Raw genomic sequence first — 16,559 nt, forward strand, 5'->3', positions numbered from 1 at the left:
TCGCGGACGGCCATAAAGAGTTCGCTTGGAATGAAGTGGACCTGACGCAGGTTAGGGTGAGGGCTGTGCTTCGCAAGACGCCCGTTGCCGCACATACTCGCCGGCGTGGGCGTCGCGGTCGACGCCGTGCCCTTTCATCAGCGTAATATGGTCTGCACCGGTTTGCTGAAGCGGTGTCGCTGTCGGCAGCCACTGCCACGACGCGCCCGCGACGGTGTGCATCAAGATCGGGGGGCTCCCACGGTGTCTGCCATCTTGGCGCCTCTGGTGCCGAGCGGCTTAGGCTGTCCCGTCGTGGTGTCGCGCGCCGTCTGGTGCTCCATCTCGGCGTTGAGCTCGGCTCCGAGCAGGATCACGATCGCCGAGATCCAGAGCCAGATCATGAAGCCTACCACCGCGCCTAAGGACCCATAGGTGGCATTGAAGGTGCCGAAGTTCGCGGCGTAGAAAGAAAACAGGCCGGATGCCGCGAGCCAGAGCAGGGCCGCAGCCGCGCTGCCCCAGCTGATCCACGTCCACCGCGGCGCCTGGCGGCTGGGACCGAACCGGTAGATGCAGGCGAGGGCAAAGGCCAGCGCCACGAAGAGTGCAGGCCAGCGTCCGATCCGGACAAGCAGGTCCGTCGCATTCGACAATCCGACGTACTGCAACACCACCGGGATGACAACGACGGCGCCAAGCGCGGCCACGACGAAGGCGATCGCGCCGACGGTGAATCCTAGCGACATCGCATTCAGCTTGAAGAAACCGCGTTTCTCCTGCTCGCCGTAGACGATGTTCAGGGTGTCGAACAACGACTTCATGGCGGCGTTCGCGCTCCAGAGCGAGATCGCAAGACCGATCGCGAAAGTAAAACCAAGGGTCCGATTACCCTTCGTTGCGACGCGCGTCAATTGCTCGCGCGCCACTTCGACGGCGCCTCCCGGAATGAAGCCCGAGACGTCGTCGAGGTGTTTGGCGATGCTGCTGGGATCGGAGAACAGACCGTAGATGGCGACGAGCGCCGCAATGGCAGGGAAAATGGCGAGCAAGCTGTAGTAGGTCATGCCGGCGGCGAGCGCGAGGACGCGGTGATCGCCGATATTGCCATAGACCCGCCAGAGGATGTCCTTCCATCCTCGTGCCGGGATCTCGGCGGGCGAACTGGCCTGGCGTCCGCGATTTCCTCGTTCGGTCGCGATTTCGGTGGGCGAGGCGTGTCTGTCGGCTTCTCCGGTTTCTGGGAATGTTTCGTCCTTTTCCGCCTGAGCGACTCGGTCGGGCGGTGAGATGCGATCCCACAGAAAGGCGACGGCCACGAGACCTAGAGCTGCCGCCAAACTCCATCCGGGACCATCGGGGCGTCTGGATCCAATCTTTCCGAGTTCTGCCATCATGTCCTCCGCGAACTTCAATTTCACCGCGGAGGTTGGGTTCCTGCTTGAGAGGCTCGTCAGCTTCGCAGCGATTTAAGCGGCAGCGAGATCCGGACACGGAGACCTTCGCGGCGCCAGTCGCGCTCGATCTCGCCGCCGATCCGCTCGATCGTGGTCTCGACCAGCTTTGTGCCGAAACCGATGGTCTTCGGAGCGTCAACCCCGCAAGCGCCGATCTCGGTCCACTCCATCCGGAGCCGCTCCGCTTCCGTCGCCCAAGTGACGGTCACACGGCCCCCTTCGTGGCTCAAGGCACCGTATTTGGAGGCGTTGGTCGCCAGTTCGTGGAAAATCAGCGCCAAATGGTTCACCGCCTGCTCTCCGATCGCGAGGTCCGGTCCCTCTAGGACCGACGGTTGTCTTTCGTGCGGGCGGAGGATTCGTTCGACCAGATCGGAGAGGCTCGCGACGGCGGCGACATCCGAGCCGAAGGAACGACGGATCAGACCATTTGCCTGAGCCAGCGCATGCAGACGGCCCGACAAGGTCTCGGCCAGTTCTTCCTTGGTCGCCGCGTTCCGGGCCGTCATCCGGACCATGCTGTCGGCGACGCTGAAGAGGTTCTTGATGCGGTGGCTCATCTCCCGCATGAGGGTTTCCTGCTGCTGCACAGCGAGCTTAAGCCGCTGCGCGGTCTGGACCGTGCGCAGGGCCATGCCCGTGAACGCCGACAGTTCGGCCATCACCCGCGCATGCTCCTTGTTGAAGTGGCCTGTGTCGGCGGCGACCAGCCAAAGCGTCCCGATCGCGTCCGCCCCCTTCATGGTCAATGGGACGAGCAGCACCTCGGGCACCGTGATTCCGGCGTCTTGGATCCAGTCGTAGGCACGTTCGGGATGTTCCATGAGGATGGGCTGGGCCAGATCGAGGCAGACCCCGCAGGGGCTGAAATTCCGCGGTGTCGTCGCGCCTTCGAAGGTCGCCAGTTCGCCCGCGAGCGCGTGCCAGCGGAATTGGCCGGCGTCCGGCTCGAGGATGCTGATGCCGGCGGAGTGAGCCTCGCAGATTTCCATGCCGAGTTTGACCAGCCGGGGCAGCACCTCGTCCGGATGGTCGGACATCACCTCGGCAAGGTTCTGGATGGCGAGCTTCTCGCGCAAGAAGTCGGGCGCGGCAGCTTGGCGATCGGCAAGCTGCTCCGTGATGAAGACGGCGGCGATCGGATCGGGAAGCCGGACCTGCGATCGCATGAAGCACCCCCGGATTTGTCGATAGCACATCGTGACACTATCAAGCCGCCCTTACCAGCAAGTCCGCAAGCGGATCTCGCCGCTCCCGGCCAGGAACGCCTAGGATTGTTACACCACGGGTGTCGAGGGAAGGCACTCAACAAGCCTCCCGTCCTGTGTCCTGCGACCTCGGCGGACCAAAGCGATTCCCAGCGCCCGAGCCTTCGCCGGGTCGAGAGACCTCTCAAGCTTCTGGGCTGCCCGGAAGTCCTCAAGGTGCTGCGTATTCGGGCCGTAAGCGGCCTCTTTCTTGAGGAGATTATAGGATCCGCCCGGCCAGCAGCTGCAGATGCTTCATCCTGCCGAGCAGCATGGATCGGGCCTTACACAGAGCGCGGACAGCGTAAGCCCGGAAGTAGTCGGAAGCGTCTGACATGATCGGAAACGCCTGTTCTCACATATAGTTCGGCCGCTCGAGCCTTATCAAAGATCCTCGCGCAATCCCTTGAAGAACGGGTGCCGAACCTTCCCTTCTGCGGACTTCGCTCGGTACTCGATTTCGGCTTTCAGCTTTGGCTCGACCCAGATGCCTTTGTGCGCGACCCGCTTCGCGAAGGCCTGCGTTTTCCGGGCGAGCGGCTCCAGCCGCCTCCGGAGCTCCGCGGTCGAGGCCTTGTCGAAGCCGTGGTCGACCTTGCCCGCGTAGACGAGATCGTCGCCCTTCCGCCGGCCGACGTAAAGGCCGTCCCACTTGGTGCCGTCGAGGGCGAAGCCGGCGATTGTCAACGTCTCGCGCTGCGCGCAAGTCTTCTTCACCCAATTGTTGCCGCGGCCGCTCACCTACGTGCTGTCGCGGACCTTGGAGACCACGCCTTCCAGCCCCAGTTTGCAGGCGTGCGCGAACACATCCTGGCCTTCGATTTCGAAGCTCTCGCTGAACTGGACATCGGTCCCGGCGATGATCTTTTTGAGCTCCGCCTTTCGTTGGCGGAGGGGAAGCTTCCGCAGATCACGGCCGTTCAGGTAGTGGCCTTACGCATCATTTCCGCAGGGGAAGCCAATGCCTCAGGTTGGAGCCCGACAGGTACCAGCCGACAAGCAGCAAACACGGCCGCATAAGACGGCATTCGATCCGTACAGAACGAGCACGGGGCATTGAACAATTGCAGAAAGCAGGTTAGTATAGTATGAATTAGTATAATTTGGATTATGAGGCGGCAAATGACCGGATTTATTGGACGGGAGCAGGATCTAGCCGTTCTCGACCGCGAGTTCAGTCAACGGAAGGCATCCCTTGCCATCCTCTATGGACGGAGGCGGATCGGCAAGTCGACCTTGATCCGGCAGGCTTCGCTCGGCAGGCCCGCGATCTATTTCCAGGCAACGCTGGTCGACGACTCGCTCAACCTCGAAGCCTTCAAGAAGGAAATCGCGCGTGCGCTGGGGAGCGACCCGATTCTCGATGGTTTGTCGGATTGGTTGGGCGTCCTTCACTACGTCGCGGGGAAGGCCGAGCAGAAGCCTGGCCTGATCGTCGCGCTCGACGAATTTCCCTACCTCGTCGGAGGCAACTCCGGCTTGCCTTCCATCATCCAGAAGTTCTGGGATTCCGGAGCGGCCGAATCCGGAGCGCTGAAGATCATCCTCTGCGGATCGCTGATCGCACAGATGGAGGAACTGCTGGCGGAACGGAATCCGCTCTTTGGCCGGATGACGCTATCGCGAGAGATCGGGCCGATGCCGCTCAGGGAGGCCGCCGAGTTCATGCCCATGTGGGATCCAGCGGACACGATCGCGTTGTTCTCCGTCCTCGGCGGCGTGCCGTACTACCTCGACAAGTGCGATCCATCGCTGACGCTGGCGGAGAACATCAAGCAGCTGTTTTTGACGCCCTCCGCTCCGCTGCAGGAGGAGCCGGAATTCCTCCTGCGCTCGGAGCTGAACGATGCCAGACGCTACGCGAGCGTCGCGGCAGCGATCGCCGACGGTGCCACCAAACCTTCGGAGATCGTCTCGCGCGTGCACGCATTCACCGCCGCGTCCGAAGTGTCGCCCTATATCGCCCGCCTTCAGCAGATGCGCATCGTCTCGCGCGAACGCTCTCTCGACGCCGACGAGCGCTCGCGCAACACCCGGTACTCGCTACGGGACCCGCTATTCAGGTTCTGGTACCGCTTCGTGCGGCCCAACCTGAGCGCTCTCGGCCGAGGATTCGGAGACGACATCTGGACGCGGGCCGTCAAACCGCACTTCAACGACTACATGGGGTCCGCCTTCGAGTCCGTGTCTCGCGAACATCTGCGCGACCATGCGCAGGAGAGGTTCGACGTGCCGGCGGGAGAGATCGGGCGCCTTTGGGGCGGCGACTTCGAGATCGACGTAGCCGGTCGCCTTCTCGATGGATCCGCAATATTCGGCGAATGCAAATGGGAGAACGCTCAGATCGGCGAATCCGTCCGCAAGCGCCTCCAAGAGGCCATCGCGAAGACCAGATACGCGGAAGACGCCAGATCGAAGCATCTGGTGTTCTTCGCCCGCAAGGGCTTCACGGACGAACTGCGAAAGATCGCCGAAACTGACGCCGGTGTGTGCCTGTTCGAAATGGAAGAACTGGTGCGCGCGCCAGATCCGCATCCGGCACCATCTCCGGCGTGAGCACAGAATACGACGCAACGTGGTACGTCCACGTCGGCCTGCAAGCCAACGCTTGATGGCTCGCCGCTTCTCGGATCGCGGACGTACTATGCTTCCGGCCGCGGGCGAATATGCGCTTCCAGCGGACTTCCATGGGTCAGCATCTGGCGAACGTCTCTGCCGGACACCCGCCGGGCGTCCGACATCGTGGTCTTGGCCATCGACCTCCTCCGCGAAAATCAATCGCACCGCGGAGAATGAGTTCCTCCCTTAGCTTCCCGCCATGGGGCTGGCTTTCGGTGCCGATGGGGGCGGCCGTTCTCGCTTTTTTGGGGCCGGGCGAAGGATTGGGATCGTCGACCAGCTTACCCTGGCTGGACGCCATATAGGCCTCAGGCGCTCTTGGCGCCGGGCCAGGCGACTATGTGCCGACGACAAGCCACCGTGACGAAAGGCTTCAGGCCGACGCCGCAGGGCAAACGCGAGGTTGAGCAGCGAAAGATGCCAGGAGGCGTCCCGCGACTATTCTGAGTGGCGCTTCACAAATGCGCAACTCCAAGCGATATTTCAGGGTTACCAGAGGTTCGCCAATCAAGGTTAGCCAATGTCCACCCTCGCCTGCCGCCGCGCCGTCAATCCGCTCCAGGAGACTTGGCACATCTACTTCGGCGACGTCCGGGTCGGCGTGATCGGCGAGCGCGCCGGCATTCCCATCCACGCCGATCAAGGGGCGCGGTCGGTCGGCTTTTATCCCGGGATGGAGCCGAAAGCGCACCGCCGCGGCATCGCCGGCAGCTTCGCGGCCGCCCGGGAGGCCTTCGAGGCCACATGGGCCGAGCTTCTGCCAACCATCCCCGACGGCGCCTTCGCGGAATGGCGACACGATCGCGACAGTCGCGCACGCGGCGGCGCGCGAAGCTTCAAAAGTCGCTCGGCAGCCGAGACTAGATTTGAAGTTGTGGCGCGGCGGCAAGCTGCCCAATACCAGCGGCCGCTCGCTCGGCCCGTTCATCTCCGCGTGGGAGTTAGATCTCTTTCTCTCCAATGAAATCAGACGGCGTCACTAGATGCGGGCCGCCGCAGCGAAACTCGGCACAGCTCCCCAGGCTCTCGAAGAGGATCCGGGCGATGAAGTTCGTATCGCGTTTGACGGGGATGCAGTCGTGTTCAGCGACGAATTTGATGAAGTCTTCAAGCTTCACGGATTACACGCATTCTTGAAGCACGAACGGGAGAACGCGAAAACGCCAATGTCTGGCGGTCCATTCAGGAAGGCGCCGCTCCGGAGCGGGGGGTCGACAGACGAGCCGCCCAGCGCTTGCCAATTTGAGGAGACACTCTGAACTCTGGCGCTGCGGAACACGTGGACAATCCCTAGCCCTGCTGATTGGGAATCCCTGCTCCGTGCTAACCGCCCGGAACGAGCAAGGGGGCGGAAGGATTCGCCCTGGCAGGAGGGATCTCGATGCTGATGCTCAAGGAAAGGCGACCCACGATCCGGACGCTACGCGGCTGGCGATCTCCCTGCTGCAGGAGGCCGGCGCCATCCGCGAATGCGAGGAGCACGGCTGGATGCGGGACCGCGCCGATCCGCACGCCCGCGAGCGTGCCTTCGACATCGCCCGCCGGGATCCGCCGGACGGCGTCTCCGCCGAGAAAGCCGTGGCCGAGGTGCAAGACTTCATCGACACGATCGGTGATACCTGTCCCGAGTGCCCGTCGGAGCCCGGTTAGGCGGCCTGCTCCTTGCGGCCGTTGGGCGTCGAGGCCGGGTGCATAAGGGCAAGCTGTTGCCAAGCGATGGCTAGGCCAATCAGGCGTTGTCGCTCCGGTCCGTCGGCGGCCATGGCGAGCTTCATGGCCGCTTCCGCTTCGCGCCGAGGATCGTAATCGCTCTTCATCGAACGCAATGTAGTCACGGATCGTAAATGATCACGCACCGGGGAGACCGTAAGAATCCGGCCCCCCGGTGCCGGCATCGACGCTCATCGAGAACCGAGAGCAGCCCGTAGCAACTCGCCGGTGACTTTATCGAACTGCGCCTTCACCGGGAGTCCGCTTTGACGGTCGACGATGCGGGTATTGAAGGCACCGTCGTCCGGCTCGAAGCTGCCGAGATCGTAACCGAGGGCGTCGATCTGCCGTTTGAGCTGGTCCGCCGCCATCGCCCCAGTTCGCGAGGCCCGGTGGAAAGAGGTATCGGCGTCTTCCGCCAACGCGCTGCCGGTCGAAGCGGCGAACAGGGCGATGGCGGCGTCGATGACTGGCTTGCGCATTGTGATCTCTCGTTTTGGAGGCGCGGCGTCTGCCGCACGCGCAACCGTTACTCCAGCCCGGCCCTCAAGCCGCTGACGGCCGATGTCAGCAAACCGTCAGGCTTGCTGCGCAACAGTTGTGGACGGGGCCGCGTTTTCGGCCGGACCGCTTCGCTTCTCGAGCAGCGCAGGTCTCGGAGCGATTGCCGCCTTCAGACCGCCGAGCTCCGAAGTGGAGAGCTCCAGTCCCCATCCGTACGCGTCCAGAACGTCCTGCACGATGGCAAGACCCAGGCCCGCAGCGCCACCTCGCTCGTCGAGGCGGATGCCGCGCTCCAGCACGCGCGAGAGGTGGACAGGTTCGATGCCTGGGCCGTCATCTTCGACGGCAACGGATGGCCGGCTTCCATCGACCGTGAGGCGTACGCATCCCGCGGCGTGGCGAGCGGCGTTCTCGATTAGATTCCCGAGGATTTCCGCGAGGTCGGTTCTGTCGAGTGGGACGCAAACACTGTCGGCGATCAGGTTTTCGAACCTCACTCGCCCGCCGTCGGCAGTGCGCGACAAAGTCGCGACGATGGATCCCACGAGCGGTTTCACGGAAGTGGATGCTGGGGCGCTACCTCTGGCGCGGCCGCGGACCCTGGCGCGCGCGAGCTCGCGGTCGACGTGGCGCCCCATCGCCTCGCCGACGGCTTCGATGTCGCAGGCGATGTCGCGCTCGCCCCGCTCGCGGAGGCGCGACACATCGGCTGCGAGCGCCGAAAGCGGCGTCTTCAGTCCGTGCGCCAAGTCCGCGGCGCGTCCGCGGGACCGCTCGATCTCGCCTTCTTGCGCATCAATGAGCGCGTTGACTTCCTCGACCAGGGACCCGACTTCCGTCGGAACCGAGGACGGCAAATGCCGGGTTCGGCCCGCCCTGATATCCGCCACTCCGCGGCGCAGCGCTGCCAGGGGACGCAGGCCGACGCCGACCTGGACCCACGTCGCAGCGGCCAGCACGCAGGCGAGCAGAACGAGCGCGATCGCAAGGTCCTTGGCGAACGCCAAGGTCGCGGCCGACACCCTCGCCAGGTCCTCGGCGACGGCGAGGCGGACGACAACCGGCTTCCCGTCCGCGGAAAGCGTGACGGCGCGCTCGGCGACCAGCACGCGCTGGCCTCCGGGTCCCGTGGCTTCGTGCTGATGGGTTTCGCCAGGCCCCAGCCGGTCGGCCAGGAGCGTCATGGCGGAGTCCCACAGGGAGCGCGAACGCAGGACCTGCCCGCCGTCGTCGCCGACCTGCCAGTAGAGCCCGGACAGAGGATCCGCGAACCGCGGATCGACCGGCGTTTGCGTCAATACCAGCTTGCCTTGCGGATCGACGTCGATACCCGCGAGAAGCTGCTTCAGATGGACGTCGAGATCCTGGGCAAGGGTGCGCGAGATATGGCGTTCGAAGACCACGACGAGCGCGCCGCCGGCGACCGCAAGCGCGATCAGGATCGCAATGACCCCGCCTGCGACCAGTCGCAGCCTGAGCGAATGCCGGTTCATGCGGGTTCCTCGGGCATCAGATAACCGAAGCCGCGCCGCGTCTCGATGGCATCGGCACCCAGCTTCTTGCGCACGCGGCCGATCAGCACCTCGAGCGTGTTGGAGTCGTGCTCCTCGCCGTGACCGTAGACGTTTTCGTCGATCTCCTGCTGCGAGACGACGCGCCCGCGATTCCGGAGGAGATGGGCGACCAGCCTGTACTCGAGCGGCGAGAGCGTGATCGGCACGCCGCGGCGAGTCACCTTCATCTGCCGCTCGTCCAGCACGATCTCGCCGGCGGTCATGACCGAGGAGCCATGTCCCGCCGAGCGCCGCACGATGGACCGCAGCCGCGCCAGCAACTCCTCCATCCGGAAAGGCTTCGGCAGGTAGTCGTCGGCGCCGGCGTCGATCCCGTCTACGCGCTCCGCCCAGCTACCCCGCGCCGTGAGGATGAGAACGGGCATGTGGCGCCCGTTGGCGCGCCAGCGCTTCAGGACCGCGAGGCCGTCCATGCCCGGCAGACCGAGATCAAGGATAACGGCTCCGAAATCCTCGGTGTCTCCGAGAAACCAGGCGTCCTCACCGTTGGCGACGGTCTCAACCACGTAGCCGGAGGCCTCGAGCGTGCGCGCGACGTCGGACGCGATCCTCGGGTCGTCCTCGACAACGAGCACGCGCATCACTTCTCCTTCGTCCGTTCGACTTCGCCGCTGCGGGCATCAACATGGATTTCGAACAGCCGCCCCTTGTCGTCGACGACCCGCAGTTCGTACTTCCAGACGCCGGCTTCCCGTTCGAGCTTCACGCCGACGACGTCGCCGGGCAGCTTCCCCCTGACGACATTCAGAATGTCCGCAAGCGGACGGATCTCGCCGGCCTCGACGGCCCGCCGCGCATCGTCGTGATCCCGGGCGAACGACGATGCGCCGCCGCCCGCGGCCAGTAGAGCGACCGCAAGGATCAGGGCGCGAAGGCGAGGCAGGCGCAGGTTCATGGGGCAACTCGTCATCCGAAAGATATGGATGCCAAACCCCGGCTGACAAATCGCTGACATGGCTCAACAGGTGTCGGTCAGGCCGCTTCTGGCAGGTTGCCCGCATCGCCGCCGCATGGTGCGGCCGGCCACTTTCAGGAGACATCTATGCGCAAGATCGCAATCCTCACCACTGTCGCCATGGCGCTCGGGGCTGCGGCGTCCGCTCAGGCCGTCAGCCTCGGCAAGCCGTGCACGTCGGCCCCCGAGGCACAGTGGCTGCCGATGGCGCAGTTGCAGGCCAAGGTCGAGGCCCAAGGCTACAAGGTCCAGAAGGCCAAGCTCAAGAACGCTTGCGGCGAACTCTACACCCTCGACAAAAGCGGCAACCGGGTCGAGCTGTTCGTCGACCCGACCAACGGCCAGATCATCGGCCAGATGTGATGGTCGGCAAATGAGAATCGTGAGCAACAAGATCGGAGCCGGCGGCGCGACGCCGCCGGCCACGATCAAGGTCTGGGATCCGTTCGTCCGGATCTTCCATTGGTCCCTGGTCGCCTTATTCGTCGTAGCCTATGCCACCGGCGACGAGATCGAGCGGGTGCACGTCGCCGCCGGCTACGCCATCGCTGGCCTCCTTGGCGCTCGCATCATCTGGGGCCTCGTCGGTCCGCAGCATGCGCGATTCGCGAACTTCGTTCGCCCGCCGCGCGAGATCCTCTCCTACCTTCGCGACATCGCAATGCTCAGGGCGCCCCGCTTCATCGGGCACAACCCCGCGGGCGGAGCCATGATCGTGGCGCTCCTGGTCGCGCTGATCGGCACCTGCGCCACGGGCTACATGATGACCACGGACGCCTACTGGGGCTCCAAGCTGATCGAACACGTCCACGAGTTTCTGGCTAATCTCACCGTCGGCCTGGTCGTCGCGCACGTTATCGGCGTGCTGATCGCAAGCTTCGAGCATCGCGAAAATCTGGTCGCGTCCATGATCTCCGGCCGCAAGAGGGCCGCCGAATAGGCAGCCCTCTTCGAATCCGCGAATGCCGTCCAACCTGGAGCGTCCCTGTGCCAGCCACCCCGCACATCGAAAAGCACTTCACCTCCTCCGAAAGCGTCCGCGACGTCGTGATCGGGATGGCCGACGGCCTGACCGTGCCGTTCGCGCTGGCGGCCGGTCTTTCCGCGGCGGTCGCCAACACGGACGTAATCGTCACCGCCGGCCTCGCCGAGGTGGTCGCCGGCGCCATCGCGATGGGCCTCGGCGGCTATCTCGCCGCGCGCACGGACGCCGAGCACTACGCCGCCGAAGAGCAGCGCGAGCATCACGAAATCGATCACCTTCGCGAGCGGGAGATCGACGAAGTGGAGCAGATCTTCCGCGAGTACGGTCTCGAAGGAGATGTGCTGAAGTCCGTCGTTGGCGCCATCGCTTCAAACCGGCAGCGATGGGTCGACTTTATGATGCGCTTCGAACTGGGATTGGAGCGCCCGGATCCGAAACGGGCTGATCAGCGCTGCAACGATCGGCGGCTCGTACGTGGTGGGCGGCCTGATTCCGCTCGTGCCCTACATGTTCACGAAAGACATCGGGACGGCCCTGCAGATCTCGGTCGCCGCGACCGGCCTGGCCCTGCTCTGCTTCGGAGCCGTCAAAGGGCACTTCACAGGCGTCAACAAGATCAAGTCGGCGCTGCAAACATTGCTGGTCGGTGGATTGGCCGCAGCGGCGGCGTATTGGCTTGCGCACCTGTTCGGCTAGACCTCGTGAGAACTACGCCGACCTCCGCTGCGGCTTGGCCGTGGGCTTCTTCGCCGCCGCCTCCTTCGCGGGCTTCTTGCCTGCGATCGACATCAGCATTTCCTTCTGGCCGGCCGCCGCCTTCCGCGGCTTCTTGGCCAGCTTCTTCGGAACCTTGGCTTCTGCCGCAGCGCCGCCGACGCTTCGGCGCAGCGCCTCCATCAGGTCGACGACGTTGGTCGATGCGGGCTTCTCCTTCGGAGTGATCGGCTTGCCGCTGCGCTTGCTGTTGATGAGGTCGATCAGCGCGGTCTCGTAGTGGTCCTCGAACTTGCCGGGGTCAAACCGACCGGCCTTCTGGTTCACGATGTGCCTGGCGAGATCGAGCATGTCCTTCGTGACCTTCACGTCCTGGATCTCGTCGAAATATTCAAGCTCCGAGCGTACTTCGTAGGGGTAGCGCAGCAGGGTGCCGACGAGCCCCTTGTCCATCGGCTCGAGGGCGATGATGTGCTCGCGGTTGGTCAGCACCACGCGACCGATCGCGACCTTGTCCATCTCACGGATGGTCTCGCGGATCACGGCGAAGGCGTCGTGCCCGACTTTGCCGTCTGGCCGCAGATAGTAGGGCCGGATCAGGTAACGCGGGTCGATGTCGGTCTTGTCTACGAACTCATCGATCTCGATGGTGCGCGTGGATTCCAACGCGATCTCCTCGAGCTCCTCCTTCGTCACCTCGATGAACTGGTCCTTGTCGAGCATGTAGCCCTTGACGATGTCCTCGTTGGCCACCTCGTCGCCGGTGTCGGCGTCGACCTTCAGATACTTGACGCGGTGGCCGGTCTGCCGGTTGAGCTGGTTGAATGAGATCTTCTCGCTCTCGGAGGTCGCCGGATACAGCGCGACCGGACAGGTGACGAGGGACAGACGCAGGAAGCCTTTCCAGTTGGCGCGCGGGGCCATGTACGCAGAACTCCAGTTCAGGGCGGCTTGGATTCAAGACGAACGTGGCAGCCTGGTTCCGACACGATGCCCGACCGAGGATGCCCATTTCATTCCTCCGCTATGGGGCTAGCGAACTTTCGCGATCTGTTCCGTAGGTATTTTTACCTTGATCTAGCGCAGGTTCGGCGCCCCTTTTTGGGGCGGGCGGACGAATTCGGCAGAGCGTGCCTGAGCTTGCCGTTCGTTCGCCCGCTTGACTCTCATTGAACAAAACACGAACATCTATCATGCTCGCTGCACCCGAACCCGCTGCGCCCTCCGAGGGCGATCTTGAGTTCGCCGCCGACCAGGCCATCGCGACCTGCCGCGGGGACGCCCGGGAGGCGGTGAAGGCGCTGCTGGTGGCCAACGGTTTTCTCGAGGCAGAGCTCGAGGCGCTACAAGCGTCGGTCTCCACCGGCTATGCGCGAGGCCGGTTCGATCGATCGCGCGATCGCAAGGAGTGACCGCGATGGACGTCACCTCCTACGTTGCCCTGCCCTTCGTGGCCGCCGACGATGGAATCGCCGTCGGCGAGGCGACGGAGTGCCTCTCAGCCACCGCCGCCGTGATGCGCGCCGAGACCCTCTCGCGCAAGCCCGGCGTCATGGGCGCGGTCGCCTTCTCGCGGACCGGAGATCCGGCCAGCGGCGACTTCGGCGACGCCAAGGTGATCCGGAAGTTCGGCGAGGTGCCGGACGACTTGAGCGCGCTATAATCAAGATTGGTCGATGATCTTCGGCGCACCGGACCGCGGCTCAAACCGGAATCGATCCACCGCTTCGCATTTGAAACATCGCCAAACTGGAGACCCTTTGCCTGTTCGAGGCGTGGCCAACGTCATCGGCGTCCTGCAACGCGGGCAAGACGGAATTTGATTGGTACGAGGCATGCTGCAGCGCGCTTGAAGACCCCTAAGGCAATAACCCGGCTTCCGAGGAAACGTCCCGGCGATAGCGCCGCTGCGGTTCAAGATCGCGTGAGGAGACCGCTCGGCGACATGGTCGGCAAATCCCTCGGCGAGTGTGAGCAATTCGAGCCTCTGGGCTCGGGAGGAATGAAATGCGAGGCCGGAAGTTACCGCGCAGGCGCGGCATCCGAACTCAGAACCTGACGGCTGGCGTGGTGAGCAACCGTTCACTTCTTGTTGTTCCTGATCTGCCTCTACACGGGATTGTTCGGAAGAAGCCGCACGCGACGCGGCCGAGGCATCTCACGCCGCAGCGAGGCCGCTGGACGCTCCTTGCGTCCCGTGGCATCTTTCCGTCACTTCATCGGACCGAACGGGCCCAAGGCTGCGCCGGGATCGCAGCGGGTGGGCCCCACATCACCCGACCGACGGAAACATGAAGAAGTTCATTTGCGAGCAGAACATCGCGCATTTCCGCAAACTGCTGGAAGACGCGCCCGACTAAATCCAGCGGAGGACGCTGGAAAAACTGCTGGCTAGTCAGTTGCGCGAACTGGCGGTGCTCGATGCCGCGAGCGTCGGGGCCCTCAGCTCCCCGGCGCGGACGCTTCGCGGATCCGGGAGGCGTTTCTCGCGGACCTCGCCACATCCTTATCTGCTGCTCGATCCCGGACCCGGGCTACAGATTGTCGACGTGAACGCCGCGTATGCCGTCGTGACCTTTACAAGTCGAGCCGACATCCTCGGACGCTCACTGTTCGAGGTCTTCCCGGACGATCCGGACCAACCGTTCGCGGACGGCGTCACGAACCTGTACAATTCGCTGAAGACGGTCGCGCAGACCGGGAGGCCGCACGCCATGGCCGTCCAGCGCTACGACATCAAGGACACGGCCGGTTCCTTCGTGGAGTGCCATTGGCAGCCGATCAACACGCCGGTCCACGACGACGGCGGACAACTTGTCTTTCTGCTGCATCACGTGGAAGACGTCACCGGTCAGATCGTCCACGGAGCCGAAGGCTCTGATGGGCGAGATTGGTCGGCAGCTAAGTGAAGCCGCTGACGGTGAATGTCCTCTTTGCGCGTCGTAGCGGCTTGAGCGGCGCCGCAGCCGGATCATTTGATGTCATCGCGACACAAGCAGCGGTCCGAGCTAAGGTAGGGGACCTTTGCAATTCGTCGCGCCTCAGCCTGATTGCGCTTTTCCTCGGTCATCAGCCAGCTCGTCGGCTAACGCTCGCGCGTGTCGGTCACCTCTCGCGCCGCCAGCTCAAGCTCTCTGAGCTGTTCAATCAGCAGTTCGACGATCTGCTCATAGTCGGAGGGCGACAGCGAATTCACGCCACGCAACGTCATCTGGTCTTGGAGAATGGTCGCCATCATGGCTTTGACGCTCATGAGCCCCCGTCTGAAAAATGGGCCGTCATAAAATCAATCGTTCCATCAGATGGTCCTCCGGAGGTTGTCGTAGCGGGCACGATCGGCGATCGGTGCATGACGGAGCGTCAGTGCGGCCGGCGTCATAATGTTGGCCGGTGGGTCGGGTTCACGTTGACGGGCCAGGATATTGAGAACGACATCGGCGGAATGGACGCTGTGACTGAGCGCTTCGGCACAGGACGCTTCCACCGCGGGCAGACCGTCAGTCAGCACCGCGTTGAGGATGTCGACCATCTGCCGATTGCCATCGTCGGTGCTGGCAAGCTTGCGCCGGATCCGCTCGATCGCGGCTGGCAGCACCCAGTCTTTGAAGGGAGCACCCTTGCGCAAGGCGCCGGGTTTGCGGGCGAGCACCGGCACATATGCCAGGGGCCGTAGACGGTATCGCCGCGGCCAAAGGATCCCGGGTGCTCGGCAACGATGCTGCGACCGAGTACTTGTTGTTGTCGAAGCGCACCAGGCAGGTCTTCGAGACCGACGCCGTCACCGCATGGAAGCCGTCGAAGCGGCCGGCATAGGCAACGAGTTTGCGGCGTTCGGCTTCGAACACTTCCCAGGTCGTCCGATCGACCAGTTCCGGATGGCGATGAGCCTTGGCGTAAGCGATGCATTTGTCGAGCAGCCAGGCGTTTAACTCGTCGAGGTTTTTGAACCGCAGCCGCGGCGTGAAGAAGCGTTCCCTGACCAGCCCGACCTGGTTCTCGACCTGCCCCTTCTCCCAGCCCGACGCTGGCGTGCATCGGTGCGCGTCGCAAGGATGGTGGGCAGTTCAGGTCAATCGCGTCGGTTTGACAGGCCACCGAGGACTTCCGGTCAAGCCTGGTGAACGGACTTCCAGAACCGCTTTCATGGAGGGAGCGGCGGTCGCCAGATCGAAGAAGCCCAGGGAGGTCTGATAGGTTTACTGGATACGACAGAACGCAGTTGCTTGGGACGTCCCATGGTCGGACGACAAGATCGCTGCGGCGCGCACCCGGGAGCGCGAGACCAAAAATCAATTCTTCGCAGGAGAGACACCAGCAAACTTCTGGCAACGCTTCTGGCGCTGGCTATTCGGATAAGGGCTTCGGTCGGACCAAGAACAAGAGAGCATTGACTTCGCACAAGATGGGATGCCACTTACGCTTCGCCCACACCGGTTGGACGACAGCAAGCGCTGGGAGGAAGGCGATCAACATCGACGCAAAGATCTTCAGCAATTTTTTGCAAAACTCCCCCATCGAACGGACCCGGGTCAAGTATCGCAAATGCGATCGTTCGACCCGGCAATAAATTACCGTCTGATGCCTTGCACTCCGACTTCAACATGTTTCTTGAGCTTGCCCTCGTATTCTATGAAGCGACCTGCCGTGATCTGATCGTAAGGGCGCAGGCGCGGATTCGAGCACGGCAACGCCATCACGAGGTCAGCATTGCCTTCGCGATTCTTCAGCCGAACCATTCGCGTATCGGCGAAGTCGGTGGTCGCGCCGATGAAGACGATCGCGCATGCCAGAGCTGAGATCTGAGAATAGCCCCAG

At 63.5% G+C, this 16,559-nt stretch carries 18 protein-coding genes and 4 pseudogenes; 10 read left to right on the forward strand and 12 right to left on the reverse strand.

From position 1 onward, the window contains the following. Nucleotides 1-221: 221 nt before the first annotated feature. From AAFG50_RS27385 to AAFG50_RS27395, 3 genes and pseudogenes are all read right to left on the reverse strand, one after another. Complete coding sequence (locus AAFG50_RS27385) at nucleotides 222-1,373, reverse strand: YihY/virulence factor BrkB family protein (protein WP_039185300.1); 1,152 nt, start codon at nucleotides 1,371-1,373, stop codon at nucleotides 222-224. 59 nt (nucleotides 1,374-1,432) lie between these two features. Further along, on the reverse strand, nucleotides 1,433-2,605 hold the full coding sequence (locus tag AAFG50_RS27390; RefSeq protein WP_039184849.1) for an HWE histidine kinase domain-containing protein: 1,173 nt from the start codon (nucleotides 2,603-2,605) through the stop codon (nucleotides 1,433-1,435). Between the two features lie 462 nt (nucleotides 2,606-3,067). Then, nucleotides 3,068-3,610, reverse strand: a pseudogene (locus AAFG50_RS27395) (DNA ligase); the annotation flags it as partial. A gap of 195 nt (nucleotides 3,611-3,805) precedes the next feature. Between AAFG50_RS27395 and AAFG50_RS27400 the strand changes: the two are divergent. Both AAFG50_RS27400 and AAFG50_RS27405 read left to right on the forward strand, forming a co-directional pair. Next, nucleotides 3,806-5,239, forward strand: a complete 1,434-nt coding sequence (locus tag AAFG50_RS27400) for an ATP-binding protein (protein WP_049832598.1) — start codon at nucleotides 3,806-3,808, stop codon at nucleotides 5,237-5,239. Nucleotides 5,240-5,822: 583 nt separating this feature from the next. Next, nucleotides 5,823-6,266 (forward strand): hypothetical protein, encoded by a 444-nt coding sequence (locus tag AAFG50_RS27405; protein ID WP_063623034.1) that lies wholly within the window; start codon nucleotides 5,823-5,825, stop codon nucleotides 6,264-6,266. Here the strand turns inward: AAFG50_RS27405 and AAFG50_RS27410 are convergent. Further along, nucleotides 6,244-6,420, reverse strand: coding sequence for a hypothetical protein (locus tag AAFG50_RS27410; RefSeq protein ID WP_231166520.1), 177 nt, complete (start codon nucleotides 6,418-6,420; stop codon nucleotides 6,244-6,246). The two genes, AAFG50_RS27405 and AAFG50_RS27410, sit on opposite strands and share 23 nt — an antisense overlap. A gap of 263 nt (nucleotides 6,421-6,683) precedes the next feature. Here AAFG50_RS27410 and AAFG50_RS27415 point away from each other — a divergent pair. Further along, nucleotides 6,684-6,952 (forward strand): annotated as a pseudogene (locus AAFG50_RS27415) (hypothetical protein). Here the strand turns inward: AAFG50_RS27415 and AAFG50_RS27420 are convergent. The 5 genes from AAFG50_RS27420 to AAFG50_RS27440 form a co-directional block, all read right to left on the reverse strand. Beyond that, complete coding sequence (locus AAFG50_RS27420; RefSeq protein WP_257787577.1) at nucleotides 6,949-7,077, reverse strand: hypothetical protein; 129 nt, start codon at nucleotides 7,075-7,077, stop codon at nucleotides 6,949-6,951. The pseudogene AAFG50_RS27415 and the gene AAFG50_RS27420 sit on opposite strands and share 4 nt — an antisense overlap. 126 nt (nucleotides 7,078-7,203) lie before the next feature. After that, nucleotides 7,204-7,494 carry a PepSY domain-containing protein gene (locus AAFG50_RS27425; protein ID WP_028175766.1) on the reverse strand — a complete coding sequence of 97 codons (291 nt, stop codon included), beginning with the start codon at nucleotides 7,492-7,494 and terminating at the stop codon, nucleotides 7,204-7,206. 96 nt (nucleotides 7,495-7,590) lie between these two features. Further along, complete coding sequence (locus AAFG50_RS27430; protein ID WP_028175765.1) at nucleotides 7,591-9,009, reverse strand: HAMP domain-containing sensor histidine kinase; 1,419 nt, start codon at nucleotides 9,007-9,009, stop codon at nucleotides 7,591-7,593. Continuing rightward, a complete protein-coding gene (locus tag AAFG50_RS27435) occupies nucleotides 9,006-9,671 on the reverse strand; it encodes a response regulator transcription factor (protein WP_028175764.1) in 666 nt (221 codons plus the stop codon). Before AAFG50_RS27435 ends, AAFG50_RS27430 begins: the two co-directional genes overlap by 4 nt. After that, a complete protein-coding gene (locus tag AAFG50_RS27440; protein ID WP_028175763.1) occupies nucleotides 9,671-9,985 on the reverse strand; it encodes a PepSY domain-containing protein in 315 nt (104 codons plus the stop codon). Before AAFG50_RS27440 ends, AAFG50_RS27435 begins: the two co-directional genes overlap by 1 nt. 147 nt (nucleotides 9,986-10,132) lie before the next feature. On the opposite strand from AAFG50_RS27440, the gene AAFG50_RS27445 reads away from it, so the two are divergent. From AAFG50_RS27445 to AAFG50_RS27455, 3 genes and pseudogenes are all read left to right on the forward strand, one after another. Beyond that, nucleotides 10,133-10,408: a PepSY domain-containing protein gene (locus AAFG50_RS27445; RefSeq protein ID WP_028175762.1), complete on the forward strand. Its 276-nt coding sequence runs from the start codon at nucleotides 10,133-10,135 to the stop codon at nucleotides 10,406-10,408. A 10-nt stretch (nucleotides 10,409-10,418) separates the two neighbouring features. Continuing rightward, nucleotides 10,419-10,985, forward strand: coding sequence for a cytochrome b/b6 domain-containing protein (locus tag AAFG50_RS27450; protein WP_028175761.1), 567 nt, complete (start codon nucleotides 10,419-10,421; stop codon nucleotides 10,983-10,985). Between the two features lie 47 nt (nucleotides 10,986-11,032). Next, a pseudogene (locus AAFG50_RS27455) lies at nucleotides 11,033-11,726 on the forward strand (VIT1/CCC1 transporter family protein). A gap of 12 nt (nucleotides 11,727-11,738) precedes the next feature. On the opposite strand, the gene AAFG50_RS27460 reads toward AAFG50_RS27455, so the two are convergent. Then, the gene (locus AAFG50_RS27460; RefSeq protein ID WP_028175759.1) at nucleotides 11,739-12,668 is read right to left on the reverse strand and encodes a Ku protein; all 930 of its coding nucleotides are present in this window, start codon (nucleotides 12,666-12,668) and stop codon (nucleotides 11,739-11,741) included. Nucleotides 12,669-12,937: 269 nt separating this feature from the next. On the opposite strand from AAFG50_RS27460, the gene AAFG50_RS27465 reads away from it, so the two are divergent. The 3 genes from AAFG50_RS27465 to AAFG50_RS27475 all read left to right on the forward strand — a co-directional run bounded on the left by AAFG50_RS27465 (nucleotide 12,938) and on the right by AAFG50_RS27475 (nucleotide 14,653). Continuing rightward, nucleotides 12,938-13,156 carry a hypothetical protein gene (locus AAFG50_RS27465; RefSeq protein ID WP_028175758.1) on the forward strand — a complete coding sequence of 73 codons (219 nt, stop codon included), beginning with the start codon at nucleotides 12,938-12,940 and terminating at the stop codon, nucleotides 13,154-13,156. A 5-nt stretch (nucleotides 13,157-13,161) separates the two neighbouring features. Next, entirely contained in the window at nucleotides 13,162-13,407 is a 246-nt protein-coding gene (locus tag AAFG50_RS27470; RefSeq protein ID WP_028175757.1) for a hypothetical protein, read from the forward strand. Between the two features lie 736 nt (nucleotides 13,408-14,143). Next, on the forward strand, nucleotides 14,144-14,653 hold the full coding sequence (locus tag AAFG50_RS27475) for a PAS domain-containing protein (protein ID WP_231166521.1): 510 nt from the start codon (nucleotides 14,144-14,146) through the stop codon (nucleotides 14,651-14,653). Between the two features lie 176 nt (nucleotides 14,654-14,829). On the opposite strand, the gene AAFG50_RS27480 is transcribed toward AAFG50_RS27475, so the two are convergent. Both AAFG50_RS27480 and AAFG50_RS27485 read right to left on the reverse strand, forming a co-directional pair. Further along, entirely contained in the window at nucleotides 14,830-14,997 is a 168-nt protein-coding gene (locus AAFG50_RS27480; protein ID WP_166466006.1) for a hypothetical protein, read from the reverse strand. Nucleotides 14,998-15,042: 45 nt separating this feature from the next. Then, nucleotides 15,043-15,778, reverse strand: a pseudogene (locus tag AAFG50_RS27485) (IS21 family transposase); the annotation flags it as partial. A 567-nt stretch (nucleotides 15,779-16,345) separates the two neighbouring features. Here AAFG50_RS27485 and AAFG50_RS27490 point away from each other — a divergent pair. After that, complete coding sequence (locus AAFG50_RS27490; protein WP_162185849.1) at nucleotides 16,346-16,540, forward strand: hypothetical protein; 195 nt, start codon at nucleotides 16,346-16,348, stop codon at nucleotides 16,538-16,540. Nucleotides 16,541-16,559 lie beyond the last annotated feature (19 nt).

The organism is Bradyrhizobium sp. B039 (assembly GCF_038965675.1).
Classification (GTDB): Bacteria; Pseudomonadota; Alphaproteobacteria; order Rhizobiales; family Xanthobacteraceae; genus Bradyrhizobium; species Bradyrhizobium diazoefficiens.

What these genes read in the sequence shown, in the direction of transcription:
- AAFG50_RS27385 (WP_039185300.1), bottom strand. Translation starts at nt 1,373, where the DNA reads ATGGCAGAACTCGGAAAGATTGGATCCAGACGCCCCGATGGTCCCGGA.
- AAFG50_RS27390 (WP_039184849.1), bottom strand. Translation starts at nt 2,605, where the DNA reads ATGCGATCGCAGGTCCGGCTTCCCGATCCGATCGCCGCCGTCTTCATC.
- AAFG50_RS27400 (WP_049832598.1), top strand. Translation starts at nt 3,806, where the DNA reads ATGACCGGATTTATTGGACGGGAGCAGGATCTAGCCGTTCTCGACCGC.
- AAFG50_RS27405 (WP_063623034.1), top strand. Translation starts at nt 5,823, where the DNA reads ATGTCCACCCTCGCCTGCCGCCGCGCCGTCAATCCGCTCCAGGAGACT.
- AAFG50_RS27420 (WP_257787577.1), bottom strand. Translation starts at nt 7,077, where the DNA reads ATGAAGCTCGCCATGGCCGCCGACGGACCGGAGCGACAACGCCTGATT.
- AAFG50_RS27425 (WP_028175766.1), bottom strand. Translation starts at nt 7,494, where the DNA reads ATGCGCAAGCCAGTCATCGACGCCGCCATCGCCCTGTTCGCCGCTTCG.
- AAFG50_RS27430 (WP_028175765.1), bottom strand. Translation starts at nt 9,009, where the DNA reads ATGAACCGGCATTCGCTCAGGCTGCGACTGGTCGCAGGCGGGGTCATT.
- AAFG50_RS27435 (WP_028175764.1), bottom strand. Translation starts at nt 9,671, where the DNA reads ATGCGCGTGCTCGTTGTCGAGGACGACCCGAGGATCGCGTCCGACGTC.
- AAFG50_RS27440 (WP_028175763.1), bottom strand. Translation starts at nt 9,985, where the DNA reads ATGAACCTGCGCCTGCCTCGCCTTCGCGCCCTGATCCTTGCGGTCGCT.
- AAFG50_RS27445 (WP_028175762.1), top strand. Translation starts at nt 10,133, where the DNA reads ATGCGCAAGATCGCAATCCTCACCACTGTCGCCATGGCGCTCGGGGCT.
- AAFG50_RS27450 (WP_028175761.1), top strand. Translation starts at nt 10,419, where the DNA reads ATGAGAATCGTGAGCAACAAGATCGGAGCCGGCGGCGCGACGCCGCCG.
- AAFG50_RS27460 (WP_028175759.1), bottom strand. Translation starts at nt 12,668, where the DNA reads ATGGCCCCGCGCGCCAACTGGAAAGGCTTCCTGCGTCTGTCCCTCGTC.
- AAFG50_RS27465 (WP_028175758.1), top strand. Translation starts at nt 12,938, where the DNA reads ATGCTCGCTGCACCCGAACCCGCTGCGCCCTCCGAGGGCGATCTTGAG.
- AAFG50_RS27470 (WP_028175757.1), top strand. Translation starts at nt 13,162, where the DNA reads ATGGACGTCACCTCCTACGTTGCCCTGCCCTTCGTGGCCGCCGACGAT.
- AAFG50_RS27480 (WP_166466006.1), bottom strand. Translation starts at nt 14,997, where the DNA reads ATGAGCGTCAAAGCCATGATGGCGACCATTCTCCAAGACCAGATGACG.
- AAFG50_RS27490 (WP_162185849.1), top strand. Translation starts at nt 16,346, where the DNA reads ATGTTTCTTGAGCTTGCCCTCGTATTCTATGAAGCGACCTGCCGTGAT.